Source organism: Pseudomonas sp. CFII64 (genome assembly GCF_000416235.1).
In the GTDB taxonomy this organism is placed as follows: domain Bacteria; phylum Pseudomonadota; class Gammaproteobacteria; order Pseudomonadales; family Pseudomonadaceae; genus Aquipseudomonas.
This window is the reverse complement of sequence record NZ_ATLO01000012.1, coordinates 133744-156665: the sequence shown is the minus strand read 5'-3', so window position 1 is coordinate 156665 and position 22922 is coordinate 133744. Positions and strand designations below refer to the sequence as shown.

Here is a 22922-nt window from a genome sequence, read left to right as displayed (position 1 = left end):
AGCCGCCGTTACCGCAGCAATGGATATGTACACAATCCAATCCAATCCCAATACCCATCGGAAGCGCTCGTCGACTCAAAAAAATTCCTGACAGTTAAAAAACTTTCCAAAAATATCTAGACGCACAATCCCCTTTCGCCTATAAAACGGCATCGTGAATATTTAATTCCTCAAGGGAATTATTTTTCACCCATGAAAACCATTTCCACCCATGAATTTTTCGCCCTGCGCTGAGCTGCCGCCACTTCCCGAGGACAAGCCATGCAACACGAAAAGAACCATTTCATTCTCAAGATCAGCTGCCCGGCCACTTCCGGCATCGTTGCCGCCGTCACGTCCTACCTAGCGAACAACAGCTGCTACATCGGTGAAATGGCGCAGTTCGACGACGAGTTCAGCGGCAAATTCTTCATGCGCGCGGTGTTCCGCTTCAACGACGGCCATGAAGGCGACATCACCCAGCTCAAGGCCGGTTTCGATGACGTTGCCAGCGCGTTCGCCATGCAGTGGGAATTGCACGACACCCGCGAACCGATGCGTGTGCTGCTGATGGTCAGCAAGTTCGACCATTGCCTGACCGACCTTCTGTACCGCTACCACAAGGGCGAGATGGACATGACCATCACCGCCATCGTCTCCAATCACCTCGAATTGCGGCACATGGCCGAGCGCGAGGGCATCCGTTTTATCTACCTGCCGGTGACCAGGGACACCAAGGCCGCTCAGGAAGCCGAGCTGATGAAAGTGGTGGACGACACCCGCACCGAACTGGTGGTGCTGGCCCGCTACATGCAGATCCTGTCCGATGACCTGTGCAAGCAGCTTTCGGGCCGGGCGATCAATATCCACCACTCGTTCCTGCCGGGTTTCAAGGGCGCCAAGCCTTATCACCAGGCGTACGAGCGAGGCGTGAAACTGATCGGCGCCACGGCGCACTACGTCACCAGCGACCTGGACGAAGGTCCGATCATCGAGCAGGAAGTGCAGCGTGTCGATCACGCCTACTTGCCTGCCGATCTGGTGGCCATGGGCCGCGATACCGAAACCGTGGCGCTGTCCAAAGCGGTTAAATACCACCTGGAACATCGCGTTTTCCTCAACAAGGATCGAACGGTGATTTTCCGGTGAGCACGACTAAATTGATCGACGGCAAAGCCGCAGCGGCCCGGGTTCTGACTCAGGTGAAGGAAGACGTAGCGACGCTGAAACGCGACGGCATCGAACCGGCGTTGGCAGTGATTCTGCTGGGTGAAGATCCGGCCAGTCAGGTCTACGTGCGCAACAAGATCCTGCGCGCCGAAGAGGCCGGCATTCGCTCTCTGGAATATCGCCTGGGCACCGACACCTCCCAGGCGCAGCTGCTCAACGTGATCGCTGAACTCAACGCCGACCCCGGCGTCAACGGCATCCTCTTGCAGCTGCCATTACCGGCGCACATTGAAGAAGCCCGTGCTTTGCAGGCCATTGATCCGCGCAAGGACGTCGACGGATTTCACAGCGAAAACGTCGGCGGCCTGAGTCAGGGCCGCGACGTGCTGACGCCCTGCACGCCCAGTGGCTGCATGTATCTGTTGCGCGAGGCCTGCGGCGACTTGAGCGGCAAGCACGCAGTGGTCATCGGCCGCTCCAATATCGTCGGTAAACCCATGGCCGCCCTGCTGCTTCAGGCCCATTGTTCGGTAACGGTGGTGCATTCACGCAGCACCGATGCCAAGTCGCTGTGTCAGCTGGCCGACATTGTGATTGCCGCCGTCGGCAAGCCACGCTTGATCGACGCCAGCTGGCTCAAACCCGGCGCAGTGGTGATCGACGTCGGCATCAACCGCATCGATGACCAAGGCCGCAGTCGGCTGGTGGGCGACGTGGACTTTGACAGCGCCCTGCCCCAGGTCTCGGCCATCACCCCGGTGCCCGGTGGCGTCGGCCCGATGACCATCGCCTTCCTGATGAAAAACACGGTCACCGCTGCCTTGCAGCAGGCCCAAGCGCAACGCAGCCAATCGGAGGCCGTATGCCTTTCAATCTATTGAAATACGGGCTCAGCTCGGAATACCCGGTAGACGTCGACCTGCCACCGCCCAAGGAACTCAAATCGTCCTATGACGTGGTGATCATCGGCGGCGGCGGTCATGGCCTGGCCACCGCTTACTACCTGTCAAAGTACCACGGCATCACCAACATTGCGGTGCTGGAAAAAGGCTATCTGGGTGGCGGCAATACGGCGCGCAACACGGCGGTGATTCGCTCCAATTACCTGACCAGCGAAGGTGTGAAGTTCTACGCTGAATCGGTGCGGATGTTCGAGGGCCTTTCCAACGAATTCGATTTCAACATCATGTACTCGCACCGAGGCCAGCTGACCCTGGCCCACACCGACGCGACGGTACGCTCGTTCCGCCAGCGCGCTGAAGTGAACAAGCATTTCGGCGGCCGCACCGAGATGATCGACCGTCAGCAGATTCGCGAGCTGGTGCCTTCATTGAACCTCGATCCGGGCCACATTCCGGTACTCGCCGGGCTCTGGCACATGGACGGCGCCACCGCGCGCCACGATGCGGTGGCCTGGGGTTACGCCAAGCAAGCGGCCAAGCGTGGCGTGGAAATCCATCAGCTCACGGAAGTCCAGGAGCTGATCATCGAAAACGGCACCATCACTGCCGTCAAGACCAATCGCGGCACGATCCAATGCGGATGCGCGGTGCAGGCCGTGGCGGGCATGAGTTCGCAACTGATGAAGAAAGCCGGGATTCGCTCGCCAATCCAGACGTTCCCGCTGCAAGCCATGGTCACTCAGCCGTTCAAGCCGTTCCTCGATCCACTGGTCAGTTCGTCCGCCCTGCACTGCTACGTGCAGCAGACCAGTCGCGGCGAAGTGGTGTTCGGCGGAGGTTCCGATCCGTATCCGCTGTTCAACACCCGTTCCACCCTGGATTTGAAGGAAAGCCTGCTGGCCCACGCCATCGAGATGTTCCCGTTCCTGGCCAACGCCAAGTTGATGCGCCAGTGGGCCGGGATCACCGACATGACCCCGGATTACAGCCCGATCATGGGCCTTTCACCGGTGAAAAATTACTACCTGGACGCCGGTTGGGGCACCTGGGGCTTCAAGGCCACGCCAATCTGCGGCAAGACCATGGCCGAGCTGGTGGCCAGTGGCGGCAAGACTCCGGAGCTGATCAAGCCGTTCGGCCTGGAACGGTTTTCGACCTTCCAGCAAGTCAACGAAATGGGCGCCACTGCGGCCAGTCACTGACCCGCCATTGAGTAAGGAACGCACTATGAAAGTCATGAATTGCCCGCTCAATGGGCCGCGCAACATCACCGAGTTCACCTACGGCGGCGAATTCAAACACATGCCGGACGCGGCCACCTGCACCGACGGCGAATGGGCCGACTACGTGTTCAATTGCGAAGACACGCTAGGCGTAGTCCGCGAATGGTGGATGCATACGCCGTCCAGCTACTGGTTTCTGGTGGAACGCCACACCGGCAGAGACGAAATCCTGCGCACCTTCGATCCCAGGGAAGTGTTCACCTCGCGGGTCGAACTTTCGTCACCCGCACCGGCCAAGGAGATTGCCCGATGAGCATGCTCAACCGCCTGCCCGCCCCCATGGGTTTGCTGATCGATCGCAATCAGCCGCTGAGTTTCAGCTTCGACAATCAGCAGTATCAAGGTTTTGAGGGCGACAGCATCGCCAGCGCCCTGCTCGCCAACGGGCGTTTTTTGCTGTCGCGCTCATTCAAATACCACCGGCCACGCGGTCCGCTGACCATGGCCGGGCAAGACGCCAATACCCTGATCCAGTTGCCCCACGAGCCCAATGTGCTGGCAGACTCATTCGCCCTGCAAGAAGGTTTGCAAGCCAGCGGCCAGAACTTCAACGGCTCGCTCGATAACGACAAAGACGCCTATCTGGGCAAGTTCTCCAAATTCATGCCGGTGGGCTTCTATTACCGTTCGTTCTACAAGCCCAAGGGCATGTGGAAAGTCTGGGAGCCGATTATCCGCAAGAAAGCCGGGCTCGGCGTGCTCGACCTGAAATTCCAGCCCGAGTATTACGACAAGGCGTATCTGTTCACCGATCTGGCAGTCATCGGTGCCGGGCCGGCTGGTTTGCAGGCCGCATTGACCGCCGCCAACGCCGGCGCCAAGGTGCTGCTGATCGAGCAACAACCGATTCTTGGCGGCTCGCTAAATTACGCACGCTTCGATATCGACGGCCAGCGCGCTGAAACCCTGCGCCGCGAACTGGTGGACGCCGTTGAAGGTCACGCCAACATTCGCGTGCTCAAGCAAGCCACCTGCAACGCCTGGTTCACCGACAACTATTTGCCGGTGATTCAGGGCAAGCGCATGTACAAGGTGCGCGCGACGCAATGCCTGATCGCCAGCGGTTCGTTCGATCAGCCGGTGATTTTCCGCAACAACGACTTGCCCGGCGTGATGCTGACCAGCGCCGCCCAGCGTTTGATGAAGCTGTACGCCGTCAAGCCGGGCAAACGTGCGGTGGTGCTGACCGGCAATGACGACGGTTATCTGGCCGCGCTGGACCTGCACGAGCAAGGTGTGGAAGTGGCGGCGTTGGTGGATATGCGCGCCAATCCAGTGGATCGTGCACTGCTGCTGGCCCTGGAACAGCGTGGTATCACCTGCCATCTGGGCAGCACGGTTTACGAAGCGCTGCATGAAAAAGGCATGCGCCATGTCACGAGCGTGGACCTGCGCAAGATCACCGGCCAGGGTCAGGTCGCCAGCAGTGGCTTACTGCTGGACTGCGATTTGCTGTGCATGTCCGGCGGCTACATGCCGGTCTACCAGTTGTTGTGTCAGGCGGGCGGCAAACTCAGCTACGACGACCAACACGCGGAATTCACCCTCAGCGGCCTGCCAAAAAACCTCAGCGTTGCCGGTTCCGCCAATGGTTATCACGCCCTGGACAACGTGCTGGCCGATGCCATTCACGCCACAGCGCACATCGTCGCTGCGTTGCATCTGGATCTGAACGCCAGCCCGCTGCCGTTGCGCACCGAGGCCCAGGTCAACTTCCCGTGGCCGATCTTCCCGCACCCCAAAGGCAAGGATTTCGTCGATTTCGATGAAGATCTGCAAGTGCGTGACATCATCAACGCCACCAAAATCGGTTATCGCGACATCCAGCTGGTCAAACGTTATTCGACCGTGGGCATGGGCCCGTCACAAGGCCGCCACTCGGCGTTGCCGACCGCGCGCCTGGTGGCGTCTTCAACTCAGCGCAGCATCAGCGAAACCGGGGTCACCACCGCCCGCCCGCCTTTCGAAGCGGAAAAACTGGCCCACGTTGCCGGCCGGGCGTTTGACCCCTACCGCCAGACGCCAATGCACAAGCGGCATATAGAAGCCGGCGCAAAAATGATGCCCGCCGGCATCTGGCAGCGCCCCGCCTATTACGGCAAAGCCAATGAACGAGATAAATGCATGCAGGCCGAAGCGCTGCATGTGCGCAACAAGGTCGGCATCATCGATGTCTCGACCCTGGGCGGCCTGGATGTCCGCGGTCCGGACGCCGCCGAGCTGCTCAATCGCATGTACACCTTCGCCTTCCTCAAGCAGCCGATTGGCCGCTCGCGTTATGCGCTGATGACCAACGAACAGGGCGTGGTCATCGACGACGGCGTGTGCGCGCGCTTCGCCGAGAATCACTTCTACGTCACCGCCACCACCAGCGGCGTGGATCGCATCTATCAGCAGATGCTCAAGTGGAACGCTCAATGGCGCCTCGACGTCGACATCGCCAACGTCACGGCGGCGATTTCGGCAGTGAACGTGGCCGGTCCCGATTCGCGCAAAGTGCTGGAGCAAGTCTGCACCGACCTGGACTTGTCGGCCGAAGCCTTTCCGTATCTGGGCGTTCGCTCAGGCACCGTTGCCGGGATCAAGGCGCGCCTGTTGCGCGTGGGTTTTGTCGGTGAGCTGGGTTATGAAATTCACGTTCCGGCGCGTCACGCGCTGCAACTCTGGGATGCGCTGACCGAAGCGGGCAAGGCGTTCGACATGCGTCCGTTCGGCGTCGAAACCCAGCGCCTGCTGCGCCTGGAAAAAGGCCACGTGATCATCAGCCAGGACACCGATGGCATGACCCATCCGGCAGAAATCGACATGGGCTGGGCAGTCAGCAGAACCAAACCGTTCTTCGTCGGCCGCCGCTCGGTGGACATCCTCGAAGCGCAACCGATGAAACGCAAACTGGTGGGTTTCAGCCTGCCGAAAAACAGCCCGCAACCTCTGGAAGGCCATCTGGTGCTCAAGGGGCCGGACATCAGCGGCAACGTCACGTCCTGCGAGTACTCACAAACCCTGGGCAAGATCATCGGCATGGCTTATGCCGCGTTCGACCAGAGCCAGCCGGGCCAGAAAATTCCGATTCGCGTCGAAGATGGCGTAATCGTCCAGGCCACGGTGGTGCAATTGCCTTTCTTCGACCCTGAAACCAAACGCCAGGAGCTCTGAGCCATGTCCAGCCTGCAAGCCGAACGTCACATCGGGCTCAGCCCGCTTCAACCCTGCGCCTTGATCGATTTGACCGACGTGCCGCGCGTCGGCTTTCGCGGCCAGCAGAGCGCCGAATACCTCGGCACGCGTGGATTCTTCCTGCCGGATGCGCCGAACCGGGCCGTGACCCAGGCCGACGGCAGCCATGTGGCGCGATTGTCGCAGACCGAATACCTGATTCTGGGCAGCCTTGAGGATCGCGGCCAGCGCATTGCCGATGAAGAAGCGCGCTGGGAACTGGATCACAGCGCCAACTACCTGCTGCCTCGGCAGGACAGCCATGCGTGGCTGCAATTGAGCGGGCTGCATGTGTCCGAGGTCATGGCCAAGCTCTGCGGCGTCGACCTGCGCCCGCAAGCCTTCGCCCCCGGCGCCGTGGCGCAGACGTCGGCAGCGCGGATCAATGTGATCGTGATCAACCTGGGATCGGCAGAACTCCCCGCGTTTCAGATTCTCTGCGACCGCGCGTCCCTCGACTACTTCAAAGGCGCGCTGCTGGATGCCATGGGCGAGTTTGACGGCAAGTTGCTGGAGCTGGGTGTGGCGTAAATACGGATAAGTTGGAGCATTTCAGTTCAATGGTGGGGCGCTCGCGAACAATAATTGGAATCAATCATGCTCGAAACCCCGGAAAAAGACACCGACTACAGCGTCCCGGCCCTGGCTCGGGGCTTGAGCGTGCTGGGCATGTTCAACGCCCGGACCCGCACGCTGAGCATCAATGAAATCGCCGAACGCCTTGGCGTCAGCACCTCGGCGGTTTACCGGATTCTGTTTACCCTGACCAACATGGGTTACCTCAACAAACTCAATACCCACTATGAGCTGGGTGCACGGGTGATCAGCGATGGTTTCAGTTATCTGGCCAGCCGCGACATCGTCGAAGTGGCGATGCCGCACCTGAACCTGTTGCGTGATCGCACATCGCTGTCCTGCCACCTGAGCATTCGCGAGCAGACCGACAGTCTGTATCTGTTCCGCGCCTTCGCTGCGCAACGGCTGTCGGTGAATATTCCCGTCGGCACCCGCATCGCCTGCCACTGCACCGCCATGGGCCGCATGCTGCTCACCGCCCTGAACGAAACCGCGCTGGCTCAGCTTTATCAGCATGTGCGCCTGGATGATTACCCGGCCCCCGCCCCGCGCACCTTGCCGGAACTGCAAAGCCTGATCGCCGCCGACCGCAATCGTGGCTGGGTACTGCACCGCTCCGATTACTCCACCGCGATTGCCACGTCGGTCAAGGATCACAACGCTCAGGTGGTCGCCGCCATCAACCTCTCCGGCCCCGATGCAGTCATGGACCCCGAAGGCGCACAAGACCATTTCCAGCGGCTGTTGCTCGAATGCAGGGCGCGAATCAGCCGCGAACTGGGTTACCCGGGCTGACGCGAACAGGCATCTCATGCCTGCCAGCGACCTGCTCTGCGAACCCCCTTCAAGAACCCCGGGATGACGCCGATAGCGGTATACCATATGACTAATTTTTGCGTTATTTGCGTGCCTGCACGATCAACACCAGCGGTACTGGGGTTTTAGGTCAGCAGCTCTCTGGAGTTCGGATGAATATCAAACAGAAACTGACCTGGGCGTTCGCCGTCATCGCTTGCTTGCCGATCGTCGTGGTCGCCAGCATCGTCATTGTCAACCTGCGCAACGATGCCGCAGATGGCTTCGTCGACAGCAGTGGCCGAGAAATCCGGCAGGTCGCCAATGCCATGCAGCTGTTTTTCGACGGGATCAGCCAGAACGTCGAGTACCTGGTCGCCAATCCGCTGCTGACAGGTGCGGGTAATGGCCTCAAGAGCTTCATGACTGCGGATCAGCAGAGTGCGCCAGAGTCTGAAACGGACAAGAGCATCATCGCGCTGTTCAATCGTTTGGGCGTCAGCCATCCCTCTTACTCGTACATTTCCTACGGTCTGGCCAACGGCACTTATGTGCCATGGCCGGAAGGTCAGAAGTTCGGCGATTACGACCCACGCGTGCGCCCTTGGTACAAGGCAGCGCTGGCCAATCCCGGCAAGGTCGTGCGCAGCGACGCCTACTATTGGGCGGCTGACGACGCGGTCATGGTCAATACCGGACGCACCATCAACAATGCACTGGGCAACCCCGGTGGCGTGGTCGGCATTGACGTGACGCTCAAGCAACTGACCAGCATCGTCAAGCAGATCAAACTCGGCGAAAGCGGCTACCTGATGCTCCTGGAAAAGAGCGGCAACATCCTGGTCGACCCGCGCAAGCCCGAGCATAACTTCAAGAAAATCGGCGAACTGGGTGCTGGCTACGCCGAACTGGCGAAAGTCAGCAGCGGGCTGGTAGAAGTTGAGCTCGATGGCGAGCGCTACATGGCCAACGTGTTTCCTTCAGAGCAACTGGGCTGGAACTTCATTGGCCTGATCAAGCAGGATGAGGTCATGAGTTCGGCCACTCGCCTGACCTGGCTGATTGCGGTAATCGCGGCTGTACTGGCGGTGATTTTCGCCCTGGTCGGCGCCAGCTTCGCGTCGCTGATCGTGCGTCCGATCCGCAGCGTGGCCAGCGGCCTCGAAGGCATCGCCCAAGGTGAAGGCGACCTGACCAAAAACCTGGCGGTGCGCGGCAATGACGAAACCGCGCAACTGGCCAACTGGTTCAATCAGTTCCTGACCGCCATTCGCAGCCTGATCCAGCATATCGGGCTGGCGGCGACAAAAATCCTCGACACCTCCACCAGCTCGACGCGCGTGTCACACGACATGGCCGAAGCGGCCGACCGGCAACGTGAGGCTGTGGACATGGTGTCCACCGCGTTCCACGAAATGGTTGCGACCGCCAATGAAGTGGCCCGCTCCTGCAGCCAGGCTGCCGAATCTGCCGACAGCGGCCAGCGTCAGGCCCGCGAAGGCCAGCGCCAGATCGACGATGCGGTGAGCAGCGTCGATAAACTGAGTGCCGAATTGTCGCAATCAGCCACCGCCATGGTGCAGCTGGAAAAAGACAGCACCGCCATCCAGTCGATCCTGGACACCATTCGCTCCATCGCCGAGCAAACCAACCTGCTGGCGCTCAACGCCGCCATCGAAGCCGCTCGCGCAGGCGAACAAGGTCGCGGCTTTGCGGTGGTGGCCGATGAAGTGCGCGCCCTCGCCAAGCGCACCGCCGACTCCACGGCCGAAATCGATAACCTGCTGGGCACATTGGCCCGTCGCACCTCTTCGGTCACGCAACAGATGCACGCCAGCCTCAGCGTTTCCCAGCAATCGGTGGAGAAAATCGGCCAGGCGCGCAACAGTTTCGGGCAGATTCGCGAATCGGTGGACGTGATCCGCGACATGAATACCCAGATCGCTACGGCTGCCGAAGAACAGCACCATGTGGCTGAAGACATCAATCGGCACATCAGCCAGATTCATGGCGATGCGCAGCTGGTTGCCGATCTGGCCGAAGCGGCCCGCAACGACTCGAAGAGCCTCGCAGTGCTGTCCAGCGAACTGGATGCGCTGGTCAAGCGTTTCCGCACCTGATGCGCAGCGGCAGATCGAAGTCATCGACTTCAATCTGCCGCAACATCCGGTAACATCTGGCCGAATTTATTGTTGAAAGTCATTCTTGATAGAAACGTTATACTGTAACGAATCTATCAGGAACATCAGACATGCCTCCCCGCAAAAAGGTCTCCTTCGCAGGCCTCGCTTTTGGCCTCATGGCCGATGTCAGCTTCGCCAATCAAACACCGCAGCCGTTCGAACTTGATGCGATAACCGTCAATGCCGACACCGCTTACGAGTTAGCCACAGGCCCCGTCAGCGGCTATCGTGCAACCCGCTCGGCCAGTGCGACAAAAACCGACACCGCGATCAAAGATATCCCGCAGTCCATCAGCGTGATCCCCGCTCGTGTGCTGCAGGATCTGGGCAGCAACAACGTGGAGCGGGCGCTGGACTATGCCGGCGGCGTGTCGAAGCAGAATAACTTCGGCGGCTTGACGCTGTATGAATACAGCATCCGCGGGTTCACGACGTCGGAGTTCTACAAGGACGGTTTCAGCGCCAATCGCGGCTACCCGAGCACGCCGGACGCGGCCAATGTCGAGCGCATCGAAGTCCTCAAAGGTCCGGCCGCCAGTCTCTACGGGCGAGGCGATCCCGGCGGCACCGTTAACATTGTCAGCAAAAAACCGCAGGCCGATGCCTTCACCACGTTGCAAACCAGCGCCGGGAGCTGGGATCGCTATCGCACCGCGCTGGACGTCAACGCCCCGCTCAATGATGAGAAAACCTTGCTGTCCCGGGTCAATCTCGCCGTAGAAGACAACAACAGCTTCCGCGATCACGTAGAGAGCAAACGGGTTTTTGTCGCACCGACTTTCAGCTGGCAGCTGGATCCGGACACGCATCTGTCGGTGGAAACCGAGTTCGTCCGCCACAGTTCGACCTTCGACCGGGGCATCGTTGCGCCAAACAATAAATGGAGCGGCGTTTCCCGTCGCAGCTTCTTCGGCGAACCCAATGACGGCGATATCGATAACGACAACAACATGATTCAGGCCGCGCTGGAGCATCGCCTTAATGATGTCTGGTCGCTGCGCCTGGCCAGTCATTACAAGCAGGGTGAACTGTCCGGTTTTGCCTCGGAAAATCGTCCGTTGAACGCCGATGGCCATACCCTGTCCCGGCGCTATCGCGAGCGGGACATGAATTGGCACGACAGCATCACGCAACTGGAGCTGCGCGGGCTGGTTGACGTCGGCAGTTGGCAACATCAGCTGTTGATCGGCACCGAATACGAGAACTATCGCAAGAACGAACGCGTCACGGCCATCGCCGGCAGCCCGTATGCCATCGACATCTATCAACCGGTTTACGGTCAGGCCAAGCCCAATGGCGTGCGCTCGGGCACCGACTTTTATGAGCATGTCAAAAGCCAGGCCCTGAACCTCCAGGATCAGATCGTCTTTACCGAGCGCCTGCGCGGCATGGTGGGTGCGCGCTTCGAGCATTTCGATCAGCAGATCGACGACTTCACGAAAAACGCCGCCAGCCAGCAGCGCCATGACGAGCTCACCTACCGCGCGGGTCTCCTTTATCAGCTCACCCCTGAACTGGGCGTATTCGCCAACGCCTCGACGTCGTTCAAACCCAATAACGGGCTGGACGCGACAGGCAAGACTTTCAAACCCGAAGAAGGCGTCGGCTACGAACTCGGGATCAAGACCGAATGGTTTGACGAGCGCCTGAGCGCCACCCTCGCCGCCTTTCATATCGAGAAAGAAAACGTCCTGGCCCTTGATCCGGCCAGCGACAGCAGCCGGGCCATGGGCAAAGCGCGCAGCCAGGGTGTCGATCTGCAATTCAACGGCCAGCTGAGCGAGGCGATCCGGGTCATTGGGGCGTTTGCCTGGATCGACGCCGAAGTGACCAAGGGCGATAAGGCGATCCCCGCCGGCAGCCGGATTCTCGGGGTGGCCAAACGCAGCGGCAGCCTGCTCGGCGTCTACGAGTTCCAGAACGGCGCGCTCAAGGGCTCGGATCTGGGCGCGGCATTGACGTATGTGGGCGACCGCTCGGGCGAATCAGGCGGGAGCTTCGAGTTACCGGCGTACCACACCGTTGATTTGCTCGCGCACTACAAGGCCACCGATAACGTCACCGTCGGCCTGAACCTCAACAACCTGTTCGACGAAAAATACTACGAGCGCTCTTACAGCAATTACTGGGTCAACCCCGGTGAGCCGCGCAACTTGACCGTCAGCCTTTCCCTCAGCCTCTGATCCTGCAAGGAATCACCCATGCCCTACACAAAAACAATCCTGACCCTGAGCCTGTTTGGCGCTTTGTCCCTCAGCCAGGCCCAGGCCCACGGTCTGTGGACCGAAGAACGGCGCGGCAACATTGAAGTGGTTTATGGCCATGGTGCCGAGGACAGCGCGTTCAAGGCGCAGAAAGTCAGCGGTGCCTGGGCGTATGACATGAGCGGCAAGATGATTCCGGTCACCGTCGAGCGTCTGGCCGATCACGCCCGCCTCCAGCCGTTGAGCCATCCTGCGATGATGGCCGTGGCGCTGAACAATGGGATGTGGTCGCAGACCGCCGACAAGAAGTGGGTCAACAAAGGCCGCACCGAAGTGCCCGGTGCCGTCACTGCATTGCAGACGTTCAAGTACAGCCTGGCGATTTATCAACCCGGAACAAAGCTGCCCTCGCTGGAACGCCTGAAGCTGGTGATCATCCCGCAGGTCGATCCACTGAAGGTCGGGCCGGGCAAGGCGCTGCCGGTGCAGGTCCTGCTCAACGGCAAGCCTGCGGCTGGGATCAAGCTGATCGGCGACTATCGCAGCCAGCCCGATGTGGTGAGTGCAACCACTGACGCTGAAGGCAAGGCTTCGGTAGTGGTGCGTAATGAGGGATTGAATATCATTGCTGCCGAGACCGTGGTGCCGGTGAAGGACAACACCGATATTGACGAGCAAGGCCTGTTTACTTCGTTGACCTTCCTCGGTGAGGCGCATCACGAGTAAGCAGGGAAAAGCTGGCAGCACTTGCTGCCAGCTTTGTGGGTTAGAAATACTTCAACCAGACAATATCCTTACGTCGCGCCTTGAAACTCGCGAAGGCGCGTACCGCAGGGAACAATCCGACCGCCAGCAATACCGAACACAGCCACACCGCGCCGACCGAATCAAAGCCGAAATAATCGCCCTTGTTGGCGCCCCAGATTGCCGTGGCGATCAGGTACAGAATCTTCAGCACATACAGGTGCAGCAGATAAAAGAACATCGGCGCGGCACCAAACACCAGCAGCGGCTTCATCCAGCCGCGCCCCGCCGCACGCTCAAACCAGACCAGCAACAACAGGCCCAGCCCCAGCGTCAGGCTCAGGAATACCAGCGATGGCGGGTATTTGGTGATGTTGAAAAAGCTCATCACGGTCTGCACACCGGTCTCGCCGGATACCCACGGCTTCTCGCCATAACCATTGATCAGACGCAGCACGAAGAACAGCGCAAGCGCGCCCAATCCGCAGGCGACCAGTTTGCGCTGACGCGTGCCCGCATCGGCACCCGACGCAAACCACGGTCCGGCCGCGTAACCCAGAGCAATCACCCCGATCCACGGCAGCACCGGGTAGGACGTGCGCAGTCGCAAGCCTTCCAACGGTTGCAGCCAGCCGCGATCATGCAGGATCGCCCAAGGCACGTACATGGCCGAATCTTTATCGAAGTGCAGGGAATCAAGCAGGTTATGCCCGGCAATGATCACCAGACCCAAGGTCACCAGCGCCCAGCGCGGCAGGACGATCAGGACCGCCAGCGCGACCATGCTCAGGCCAATCGCCCAGATGACCTGCAGATAGATGGAGGTCGGTGGAAACTGGAAGGTCCAGGCGAAATTCACCAGGGTGAACTCCAGCACAATCAGGAACAGGCCACGCTTGAACAGGAAACCGGAGACTCCGGCCTTGTCGTGGCGCTCGCCATACAAAAACGCCGACAAGCCGGTGAGAAAGATGAACAGCGGCGCACACAAATGCGCCAGGGTGCGGCTCAGAAACAAATCCGGCGGCGTGCTGGTCACGTCCATCGGATCGGAAACCTGCAAATGCAGCAGGAACGTTTCCCGCACGTGATCGAGCAACATGAACAGGATAATCAAGCCACGTAATGCATCGATGGACTGCAGGCGCGTGGACACCAACGGCTTCGGGATAGGGGTCGTCATGGAGCACTCAGGGTCAGGGAATTCATTGCAGCGCCAGCTGGTGGATATCAGTAAGACGAAGCGCTGCACGCGATCTTAAGGAAACACCGATAAATGTTATGTTATATCAACAACATTAACAATGAGCCCCCGCTGGCTCGCCCTATTCTGTGGGAGCGAGCTTGCTCGCGAATCAGACACCCAGGGTCACCAAGAACACGGCGTCATCGTTCTTCGCGAGCAAGCCTCGCCCCAACGGGAGCATTGCATCAATCAATAGACCGCAACCCGCTCAGCAGCTCATCCCGGCATTTGAGCAGTGCTTTTTCGATGTCTTTTCGGGCCTGTCTGATGCGCCATGCAGGGCCTGCCACGTCGATGGAGTAGTAACCCTGCGGCGTTTGCAGGCTCACCGCGACCGACGCCACGCCCAGCGTGTGTTCTTCATTACCAAAGGCAAGTCCGTTGCTGCGAATCTGCTCCAACTGCTTGAGCAAATCAGGCAAGGTCAACGTGTTGGGGGTCAAGGGTTTGATTTTCCGCCCGAGCAGCTTGATCACTGCTTCATCGTCCATCGTCGCCAGCAGGGTTTTGCCACCGCCGACGCCATAGATATTCAAAAAGCCCCCCGGTACCGGGGAAACCCGCAATGTCTGGCTCGACACCACCGCATGCAGAATCAGCAGCTCGGCGCCGGTAGCGCTGGCCAGCAACGTGGATTCCCCGGTTTCGGCAGCCAGTGCTTCTAGATATGGCCGGGATCGCTGGACGATATCCACATGACTGTGGGACGCCAGACGCATCAAGGCAGGCCCCAGGCAAACCCCGCCCCTCCCATGAATTTCCAGCAACTCTTCCAGCGCCAGAGCGTCCACCAAACGCTGGACAGTTGAACGGGGCAAGTCGCACCGCTTGGCGATTTCCCCCAGGCTCAGGCCCCCAGGCTCCCCTTCCAGACAGCGAAGAATGGCTGCCGCCCTGGAAATGACCTGCACCCCACCGCGATCTGTATCTGAAATTGTCATCATGCGCCTTGCCTTATGTACCACTGATTGGTACGGTGTACCACATTGTAGGTTTATCTCATATTACCTTAGCAGGATTTTACGTGTCCGCGCCCTCTTCCCCGCCCGTTCCTGCGCCTTTTACCACTCGCCTCGCGCTGGGCTTGCTGGGCGTGCTGATTGCTGCGCTCACGTCCGGTATCAACGACCGGGTCACTGAAATATCCCTGGCCGATATTCTCGGCGTGTACGGCCTGGGCCATGACCAAGGCACCTGGATCAGCTCGGTCTACGCCGCTGCCGAAGTATCGGCCATGCTGATCGCGCCGTGGTTCGCGGTAACGTTTTCCCTGCGGCGCTTCGCGATTGTCATGACCTTCGCCTTTACCCTGTTCGGCGCGGTCATTCCCTTCGCGCCCAATCTGGAAAGCCTGGTCAGTCTGCGCCTGCTGCAAGGACTGGCGGGCGGCGCCCTGCCCCCATTGCTGATGACCGCCGCCCTGCGATTCTTGCCTTGGCATATCAAGCTTTATGGCCTGTCAGCGTACGCGCTGACCGCGACCTTCGGCCCCAATCTGGCGATGCCGTTGGCCGCTTTATGGGCAGAAGGTGCCGACTGGCGCATGGTGTTCTGGCAAATCATTCCCAGCGGACTGCTCGGCGCGGCCTTGATCGCCTATGGCTTGCCCCAGGACCCGCTCCGTCTGGAGCGATTCCGCCAGGCGGATTGGCGCGGCATGCTGCTGGGTGTGGCAGGCCTCTCGATGCTGGTGATTGCCTTGACCCAGGGCGAACGTCTGGACTGGTTGAACTCGCCACTGATCACGGCCCTGCTGCTCGGCGCCGCCATCTGCATCCCGCTGTTCCTGCTCAACGAATGGTTCCACCCACTGCCGCTGTTCAAATTGCAGCTGCTGCAGCGTCGCAACTTCGCGTACGGGCTGATCACGCTGATCCTGTTCCTGTTTGTCGCCATGGCTGGCAGCGGCATTCCCGCCTCGTACCTGACGCAAATTCAGGGCTACCGGCCGCTGCAAACCATGCCGACGGCGCTGATCATTGCGCTTCCGCAACTGGTGGTTGCGCCGTTGGTGGCGCTGCTGATCAATCGCAGCTGGGTCGATTCACGCTACGTGATCGCCGCCGGACTGGTGCTGCTGACCATCGCCTGCCTGGGCGGCTCGTTGATTACCAGCGAGTGGATTCGCGATGACTTTTACCTGCTGCAGATGCTGCACACCATCGGTCAGCCCCTGGTCGTCGTACCGTTGCTGATGAATGCCACCAGCGTGATTCAACCCGTCGAAGGCCCGTTCGCCTCGTCGATGGTCAACACCCTGCGCGGCTTATCATCGGTGATGGCCGCGTCCGCGCTGGAAAACTTCGTCACCCATCGCGAGCACTTTCACTCCAATGTCCTGCTCGACGGCGTTGCTTCGCGAGTGCAGACCCTTGACCCCATGCAAACCGCGCAAGTCACTTCGGCTCTGGCGCGACAGGTTCGCGAACAAGCCTATGTCTTGAGTTTCAGCGATGCCTTCCTGGCCGTGCTCGCTGTCATCAGCGTTTTGCTGCTCATCCTGCTGACCCTTCCCAAACGCGCCTATCCACCGCAACCTCCGGTACCGACATGAAACAGCATAGAACCGCCCTCTCTCTGATCGGCATCACGATCGTCGTCTGCGCGGCTTATGTCGGCTATCGCCTGATAAGCGGCGGGACGGTCGAGCACACCGACGATGCCTATATCCGCGCCGACTCGGTGCTGGTGTCACCACGCCTGTCCGGGCAGATCGTCAAGGTTGCCGTAGAGGACAACCAGCTCGTCAAGGCAGGCCAGTTGCTGGCCGAAATCGACAGTGCCGATCTGCTGGCTGCCCAGGCATCGGCGACGGCCAATGTCCAGGCGGCTTCGGCGCAGATTCTCAATCTCAAGGCCAGCATCGAGCGTCAGGCAGCAGTTATCGATCAAGCATCGGCAACCACCCGCGCGACCTCGGCATCGCTGAAGTTCGCCCAGGAAAACGCCCGGCGCTACCTGAACCTGTCCAACGCGGGTGCTGGCACGCAACAGGAACGGCAGAAAGCCGACGCCGAGTTGCTCGGCTGGCAAGCAGGCCGCGACCGGGATGAAGCTTCCCGCGTGGCGGCAACAAAAAGCCTGGATGTGCTCAAGGCGCAGCTCGAAGTTGCCAAGGCCGCTTTGGCCAAGGATCAGGCGGCGTTGCAGCAGGCGCAGTTGAACCTGTCCTACACCCGGATCACCGCGCCGCAGGATGGCATGGTCGGCCAGCGCTCGGTCCGGGTGGGCGCTTACGTTTCGCAAGGGCAGGCGTTGATGGCCATCGTTCCGCTGCAAGACGCTTTCGTGATCGCCAACTTTCGCGAAACCCAGCTGGCCCACATGCTGCCGCAGCAGAAGGTCGAGCTGAGCGTTGACAGCTACCCCGATCATGCCTTCACCGGCTATATCGACAGCATCGCCCCGGCCACCGGCCAGTCGTTCTCGTTGATTGCGCCGGATAACGCCACGGGCAATTTCACCAAAGTCACCCAACGCCTGCCGGTAAAAATCCGCTTCGACGCCGACCAGCCGGATCTGGACAAGCTGCGCATCGGCATGTCGGTGATCGCCCGAATCGACACGGCGCAGGGGCATTGAGATGAAACAAAGCCTGCTGTTTCTGGCAATGCTCAGCCTCGGTGCTTGCAGCGTCGGGCCGGACTTTCAGCGACCCGACGCGCAGTTGCCAGCAACCTGGCAAGCGGCGCCGCACACTGGCGCAGCGCCGGGCAGCCCCGCCGACAGCCAATGGTGGCAGCAGCTGGGCGACGCGCAACTGACCTCGTTGATCGAGCGTGCTGCCAAAGCCAATCTTGACGTGCGCGGGGCGAGTAATCGCCTTGAGCAGAGTCGCGTCATGCGCCAGGTCACCGGCAGCCAGCAATTGCTTGGCGTCAGCGCCAACGGCAGCTATCGTCGCGCGCGTAACAGCGCCGAAGGCCTGAATGATCCATCCGGTGAACAAGGCCAGGCGCCGTTCGAGCTATGGAGCAGCACGTTGGACGCCAGCTGGGAAATCGATTTGTGGGGCCATGTGCGGCGCAACATCGAAGCCGCCGATGCCGAAATCCAGCTGACTCAGGCTCAGCGTGACGGCGTGCTATTGAGCATCGCCGCCGAAACCGCCACCGACTACATCCGTTTGCGCGGCGTGCAGGCGAAACTTGGCGTGGCGCGGCAAAACCTGGAAATCGCCCGGCAAAGCCGACAGCTGACTCAAGCCCGTTTCGAGAATGGCGTTACCACCAACCTCGACACGTCCAACGCCGCCGCGCAAGTGGCGACCATTGAAGCGGTGATCCCGGCCCTGGGTGCCGAACAGGACCGCTTGATCAATGCGCTGAGTTACCTGCTCGCCGAGCCGCCGCGTGCGCTGAATGCCGAATTGATCGAGCCCAAAAGCATTCCCCATCCGGCCCCGGACGTACCGCTGGGGCTGCCGTCAGAACTGGCGCAGCGACGCCCGGACATCCAGCAAAGCGAAGCCGCCTTGCACCGGGCCACTGCTGCGATTGGCGTGGCGCAGGCCGACTTCTATCCTCGGGTCAGCCTCGGTGCGACCTTGGGTTCGCAAGCGCTGGACGGCTCGGATCTCGGTGCCTGGAATTCGCGCCAATGGTCGTTCGGTCCAAGTCTGTACCTGCCGATTTTTCAAGGCGGTCGGCTGACCGGCACCCTGGAGCTGCGCAAACAACAGGAACAGGAAGCCGCCATCAACTACCAACGCGTGGTGCTTGGTGCGTGGCATGAGGTGGATAACGCGGTGACCGACTACGCCGCCGAAAAGCAAAGGTACACCGCGTTGCGCGAAGCCGTCAGCCAGAACAATATCGCCCTGAGCACTGCCCGGGACCGCTACACCCAAGGCGCGGCGGACTTTATCAACGTGCTCGGCGTGCAACGCGCGCTGCTGGAGACCGAAAGCGCATTGGTGGACAGCGCCACGGCTGCGGCCATCGACCGGGTTCGGTTGTATCGGGCGCTGGGCGGGGGTTGGCCGAAGGGTTGAGAAGCCTCGCTCCAACAGATTCCGGTAAATGTCATGAATAAAAAAACAGGCTGCCCTCATGCCAAAGGATCAGCCTGTAAAAACGCAGTGTTCTGTAGTGCGGTTCAAACCCTCACTTGGCGGTGATCACCGACAGTTTGGTAATCCCGGCTCGCTCGATCGAAGCCATGGCCCGCGCCACTTCGCCGTAGTTCACGCCGTCGTCAGCCTGCAACTGCACGCGCACGTCGGGGTTTTTCGCCTTGGCGCTGGCCAGGTTGATCTCCAGCAGGTTGGGCTGAATTTCATCCTTGTTGATGAACAGCTTGCCCTGCCCGTCAATGCTCACCACCAGCGGGTCTTTCTGTTCGACCGGCGCGACCGATTCGGTTTTCGGCAGGTTGATCGGGATCGAGTTGGTCAACAGCGGCGCAGTCACGATGAACACCACCAGCAGCACCAGCATCACGTCCACCAACGGCGTGACGTTGATTTCGCTCAGCACTTCATCGCTGTCCTGGGTGGAAAAGGCCATATCAGGACGCCTCCTTCACTTTCTGCCCGGCCACGGTTGCGCCGGACTTGTTCAGCACCGGATGCAGCAATACGCGGAAGGCATTCTTCTGCGCCAGGCTGTAGAAGTCGTGGGCGAAGTCATCGAGGTCGGCGGCGGTCAGTTTCAGACGACGCAGGAAGTAGTTGTAAACCAGCACCGCCGGCACCGCGACGGCGATCCCCACGCCAGTGGCGACCAATGCCGCACCAATAGGACCGGCCACGGTTTCCAGACTCGCCGAACCCGCAGCACTGATGCCCTTGAGCGCGGACATGATGCCCCACACCGTACCGAACAGACCGATAAACGGCGACGTGCTGCCGATACTGGCCAGGATCGCCAGACCGGTTTCCAGCGAGCGTCGCTCCCGCACGATCTGCTGGCGCAAGGCGCGTTCCAGGCGGTCCTGATGATTGATGGCCTGGCTCAGATCGGCAGCGTGGGCGTTGTCCGGCACCTGAATCGCCGCGTATCCGGCCAAAGCCACGCGGGCAGCGGCGCCCGGTTGCTCATGAGCCAGTTGCGCGGCTGAATCCAGGCTCGATGCGGCCCAGAATTGCTTGTGGAATTTACGATCCTGAACTTTCAGGCGGGTGAACTGCACGCCCTTGAGCAGGGCCAGCCCCCAGGTGGCGACGGAGAAAATCACCAGCAGCCAGATGACCGCGTGTTCGATGGATTCGAAGGGGGAAGCAAGTAGGTTCATGGCAAGACTCTCTCTGAACAAGGCATGTGTGGTGTAGCGATGCGCCTTTGGTTCAGGTAGCTCGCGAATTCAAACGAACACGGGATTTAACGGATCTTGAAATCGATGGGCACGCTGACCCAACCGTCCTGGGCGACATCGCCCTGCTTGGCCGGCACGAAACTCCAGCGTTTCACTGCGGCCAATGCTGCGTCGTCGAGTTGATCGCGTCCGCTGCTTTTCTGAATCTGGATTTCACCGGGTTTGCCGCTGGCCAGCACGTGCACGCGCAATAACACAGTGCCTTCCCAGCCACGCCGCATGGCCAGCGCCGGGTATTCCGGGGCCGGGTTTTTAAGGTAACCGGCGCTGGCCGAAGCCGGGGTCACCGGTTTCGGTGCAGGCGGTGCCGGAGGCGCTGGGGCTGCAACCGGCTGTGGCGGTGCGGCCGGAACGGGCGGCTGTTCAACAGGTTTGGCGACCGGTTTCACCACGGGTTTGACGACCGGCTTGGGCTTGGGAATCGGCTTGGGCGGTGGCGGTTTCACTGCCAGCTCATCCTCGACCGGCGGCGGTGGCTCCTCGACCACCGGCTGCACGACCGGCTCGGGAGGCGGCGGCGGCGTTTCCACCACCGGCGGTGCCGGCTGGGAAAATTCGATGGTCATTGGCGGGATTTCTGGCGGCACCACGGGCAGCACAGCCGGCGGATTCTGGTTGACCCAGTAAATCACCGCACCATGCAGCACAATGGCAAATACCCCGAGCAACACCGCTTCGCGACGGCTCAGGATCCGTTTCGGCGTGGTGTGCAGGCGTGACAGCGCCAACGGCCCACGATAGATCCGTCCCAGATCGAGCAGCGCACCGCCCGGTGCCGGACGCCATAGCGCTTCATGCGCATTGGCGGTTTGGACATTGCCCATCATTTACTCCTGCACGTCCTGGAATGAGTTTCACGACGCAACGTTGAGCGATGGCTCTGCGACGGCGTCTGGAGTGAATAATCCACGAGACGCCTTATCTCTTAAAAGAATATTTTCGACGATAGTTATTCGGTTATTGCATAAAACCTTTCAGGCTGGATGGATTTTCGGGAGCGAATTCATTCGCCAAGCACGCATCAACCGCCACGAAGCGGGTGCCTGAGCAGGCCCCTTCCCGGATAAATCCGGTCCCACTGGATCGCGCCGATTTCGTATCGTCGAAGATGCTATGTTTGGGGGTGAATCCCCAACTGCAGCTTCCAATCGCCACATCGCTTCCACCCGCAGCCGTCCAACCTGACTCAAGGAGACACGTCATGACTTACATCGCAGCGGAAAATCGTTACGACATCATTCCCTACCGCCGCACCGGTCGCAGTGGCCTGGTCCTGCCGGCATTGTCCCTGGGGTTGTGGCACAACTTTGGCGACAGCACGCCCATCGACACGCAACGCGCCATGTTGCGCACGGCGTTTGATCTGGGCATCAATCACTTCGACCTCGCCAACAACTATGGCCCGCCGTATGGCAGCGCCGAGGTCAATTTCGGGCGTCTGTTGCGCGAAGATTTCGCCCGCTATCGCGACGAACTGATCATTTCCACCAAAGCCGGCTGGGACATGTGGCCGGGGCCTTATGGGCAGGGTGGCGGATCGCGCAAATACGTGCTGGCCAGCCTTGATCAAAGCCTGCAGCGCATGGGCCTGGATTACGTGGATATCTTTTATTCACATCGATTCGATCCGCATACGCCGCTGGAAGAAACCGCCAGCGCGCTGGCCACGGCAGTTCAGCAAGGCAAGGCGCTATACATTGGCCTGTCTTCCTATTCCGGCAGCAAGACCCGAGAGATGGCGGCGCTGCTCAAGGAATGGAAAGTGCCGCTGTTGATCCATCAACCGGCCTACAACCTGCTCAATCGCTGGATCGAAAAAGACCTGCTGGACGCCACCGAAGAACTCGGCGCGGGCGTAATTGCCTTCACGGCGCTGGCCCAGGGCTTGCTCACCGACAAATACCTGAACGGCATTCCCGAGAACGCGCGGATCAATCGTCCGGGCGGAGGCTCGTTGCAGGCGGCGCACTTGTCGGAGGAAAACCTTGAGCACGTCCTGGCGCTCAATGACATCGCCAAACGTCGCGGCCAGAGCCTGGCACAAATGGCCCTGGCCTGGACCTTGCGCGATCCACGCGTGACCTCGGCGTTGATTGGTGCGAGTCGGCCGGAACAAATCGTCGAGAACGTCGAGGCACTGAAAAACCTCGATTTCAGCCCGGAAGAACTGGCCGAGATCGACCGGTTTGCGGTGGAAGGCGGCATCAATCTGTGGGAAAAGCCTTCGTCCGCACAGTGAAATAATCCAGCTGAAAAGCATGAGCGAGTCAGGCAATTCGCTCATAAGCTAATGCGAATTAGTTATTTAT

Annotated in this window: 19 protein-coding genes and 1 pseudogene; 15 read left to right on the top strand and 5 right to left on the bottom strand. The window is 60.3% G+C overall.

Annotated features, from left to right (window positions below; genetic code table 11):
* The first annotated feature begins 261 nt into the window (after positions 1 to 261).
* The 11 genes and pseudogenes from purU to CFII64_RS08205 all read left to right on the top strand — a co-directional run bounded on the left by purU (position 262) and on the right by CFII64_RS08205 (position 13034).
* Entirely contained in the window at positions 262 to 1128 is an 867-nt protein-coding gene (gene purU / locus CFII64_RS08250) for a formyltetrahydrofolate deformylase (protein ID WP_020290335.1), read from the top strand.
* Positions 1125 to 2030 (top strand): bifunctional methylenetetrahydrofolate dehydrogenase/methenyltetrahydrofolate cyclohydrolase FolD, encoded by a 906-nt coding sequence (folD, locus tag CFII64_RS08245; protein WP_020290334.1) that lies wholly within the window; start codon positions 1125 to 1127, stop codon positions 2028 to 2030. The genes purU and folD overlap by 4 nt, the downstream gene beginning before the upstream one ends.
* Positions 2012 to 3253, top strand: coding sequence for an FAD-dependent oxidoreductase (locus CFII64_RS08240; RefSeq protein WP_020290333.1), 1242 nt, complete (start codon positions 2012 to 2014; stop codon positions 3251 to 3253). The genes folD and CFII64_RS08240 overlap by 19 nt, the downstream gene beginning before the upstream one ends.
* 25 nt (positions 3254 to 3278) lie before the next feature.
* Entirely contained in the window at positions 3279 to 3587 is a 309-nt protein-coding gene (locus CFII64_RS08235) for a sarcosine oxidase subunit delta (RefSeq protein WP_020290332.1), read from the top strand.
* Positions 3584 to 6490: a 2Fe-2S iron-sulfur cluster-binding protein gene (locus CFII64_RS08230; RefSeq protein WP_020290331.1), complete on the top strand. Its 2907-nt coding sequence runs from the start codon at positions 3584 to 3586 to the stop codon at positions 6488 to 6490. The genes CFII64_RS08235 and CFII64_RS08230 overlap by 4 nt, the downstream gene beginning before the upstream one ends.
* A gap of 3 nt (positions 6491 to 6493) precedes the next feature.
* Positions 6494 to 7081, top strand: coding sequence for a sarcosine oxidase subunit gamma (locus CFII64_RS08225; protein WP_020290330.1), 588 nt, complete (start codon positions 6494 to 6496; stop codon positions 7079 to 7081).
* A 66-nt stretch (positions 7082 to 7147) separates the two neighbouring features.
* Complete coding sequence (locus CFII64_RS08220; protein ID WP_020290329.1) at positions 7148 to 7921, top strand: IclR family transcriptional regulator; 774 nt, start codon at positions 7148 to 7150, stop codon at positions 7919 to 7921.
* 173 nt (positions 7922 to 8094) lie between these two features.
* Positions 8095 to 9183: pseudogene (locus CFII64_RS30495) on the top strand (cache domain-containing protein); the annotation flags it as partial.
* Positions 9184 to 9273: 90 nt separating this feature from the next.
* Positions 9274 to 10041: a methyl-accepting chemotaxis protein gene (locus CFII64_RS30490; protein ID WP_371106427.1), complete on the top strand. Its 768-nt coding sequence runs from the start codon at positions 9274 to 9276 to the stop codon at positions 10039 to 10041.
* A 131-nt stretch (positions 10042 to 10172) separates the two neighbouring features.
* A complete protein-coding gene (locus CFII64_RS08210; protein WP_020290327.1) occupies positions 10173 to 12287 on the top strand; it encodes a TonB-dependent siderophore receptor in 2115 nt (704 codons plus the stop codon).
* A gap of 18 nt (positions 12288 to 12305) precedes the next feature.
* Positions 12306 to 13034, top strand: a complete 729-nt coding sequence (locus CFII64_RS08205; protein ID WP_020290326.1) for a DUF4198 domain-containing protein — start codon at positions 12306 to 12308, stop codon at positions 13032 to 13034.
* Between the two features lie 40 nt (positions 13035 to 13074).
* Here CFII64_RS08205 and CFII64_RS08200 read toward each other — a convergent pair whose 3' ends face one another.
* Positions 13075 to 14235 carry a DUF1624 domain-containing protein gene (locus CFII64_RS08200; RefSeq protein WP_020290325.1) on the bottom strand — a complete coding sequence of 387 codons (1161 nt, stop codon included), beginning with the start codon at positions 14233 to 14235 and terminating at the stop codon, positions 13075 to 13077.
* A gap of 248 nt (positions 14236 to 14483) precedes the next feature.
* Positions 14484 to 15242 carry an IclR family transcriptional regulator gene (locus CFII64_RS08195; RefSeq protein ID WP_020290324.1) on the bottom strand — a complete coding sequence of 253 codons (759 nt, stop codon included), beginning with the start codon at positions 15240 to 15242 and terminating at the stop codon, positions 14484 to 14486.
* A 41-nt stretch (positions 15243 to 15283) separates the two neighbouring features.
* Between CFII64_RS08195 and CFII64_RS08190 the strand changes: the two genes are divergently transcribed.
* The 3 genes from CFII64_RS08190 to CFII64_RS08180 are packed head-to-tail and all read left to right on the top strand — an operon-like array spanning position 15284 to position 19291.
* Positions 15284 to 16852 carry an MFS transporter gene (locus tag CFII64_RS08190; RefSeq protein ID WP_371106426.1) on the top strand — a complete coding sequence of 523 codons (1569 nt, stop codon included), beginning with the start codon at positions 15284 to 15286 and terminating at the stop codon, positions 16850 to 16852.
* Positions 16849 to 17880, top strand: a complete 1032-nt coding sequence (locus tag CFII64_RS08185; protein WP_020290322.1) for an HlyD family secretion protein — start codon at positions 16849 to 16851, stop codon at positions 17878 to 17880. Before CFII64_RS08190 ends, CFII64_RS08185 begins: the two co-directional genes overlap by 4 nt.
* Position 17881: 1 nt before the next feature.
* Positions 17882 to 19291: an efflux transporter outer membrane subunit gene (locus tag CFII64_RS08180; protein ID WP_020290321.1), complete on the top strand. Its 1410-nt coding sequence runs from the start codon at positions 17882 to 17884 to the stop codon at positions 19289 to 19291.
* A gap of 112 nt (positions 19292 to 19403) precedes the next feature.
* Here CFII64_RS08180 and CFII64_RS08175 read toward each other — a convergent pair whose 3' ends face one another.
* From CFII64_RS08175 to CFII64_RS08165, 3 genes are all read right to left on the bottom strand, one after another.
* On the bottom strand, positions 19404 to 19805 hold the full coding sequence (locus tag CFII64_RS08175; RefSeq protein WP_020290320.1) for a biopolymer transporter ExbD: 402 nt from the start codon (positions 19803 to 19805) through the stop codon (positions 19404 to 19406).
* A gap of 1 nt (position 19806) precedes the next feature.
* Positions 19807 to 20532, bottom strand: a complete 726-nt coding sequence (locus CFII64_RS08170) for a MotA/TolQ/ExbB proton channel family protein (protein WP_020290319.1) — start codon at positions 20530 to 20532, stop codon at positions 19807 to 19809.
* An 86-nt stretch (positions 20533 to 20618) separates the two neighbouring features.
* On the bottom strand, positions 20619 to 21437 hold the full coding sequence (locus CFII64_RS08165; RefSeq protein ID WP_020290318.1) for an energy transducer TonB: 819 nt from the start codon (positions 21435 to 21437) through the stop codon (positions 20619 to 20621).
* A 377-nt stretch (positions 21438 to 21814) separates the two neighbouring features.
* On the opposite strand from CFII64_RS08165, the gene mgrA reads away from it, so the two are divergent.
* Positions 21815 to 22852, top strand: a complete 1038-nt coding sequence (gene mgrA, locus CFII64_RS08160; RefSeq protein WP_020290317.1) for an L-glyceraldehyde 3-phosphate reductase — start codon at positions 21815 to 21817, stop codon at positions 22850 to 22852.
* The last annotated feature ends 70 nt before the right edge of the window (positions 22853 to 22922 follow it).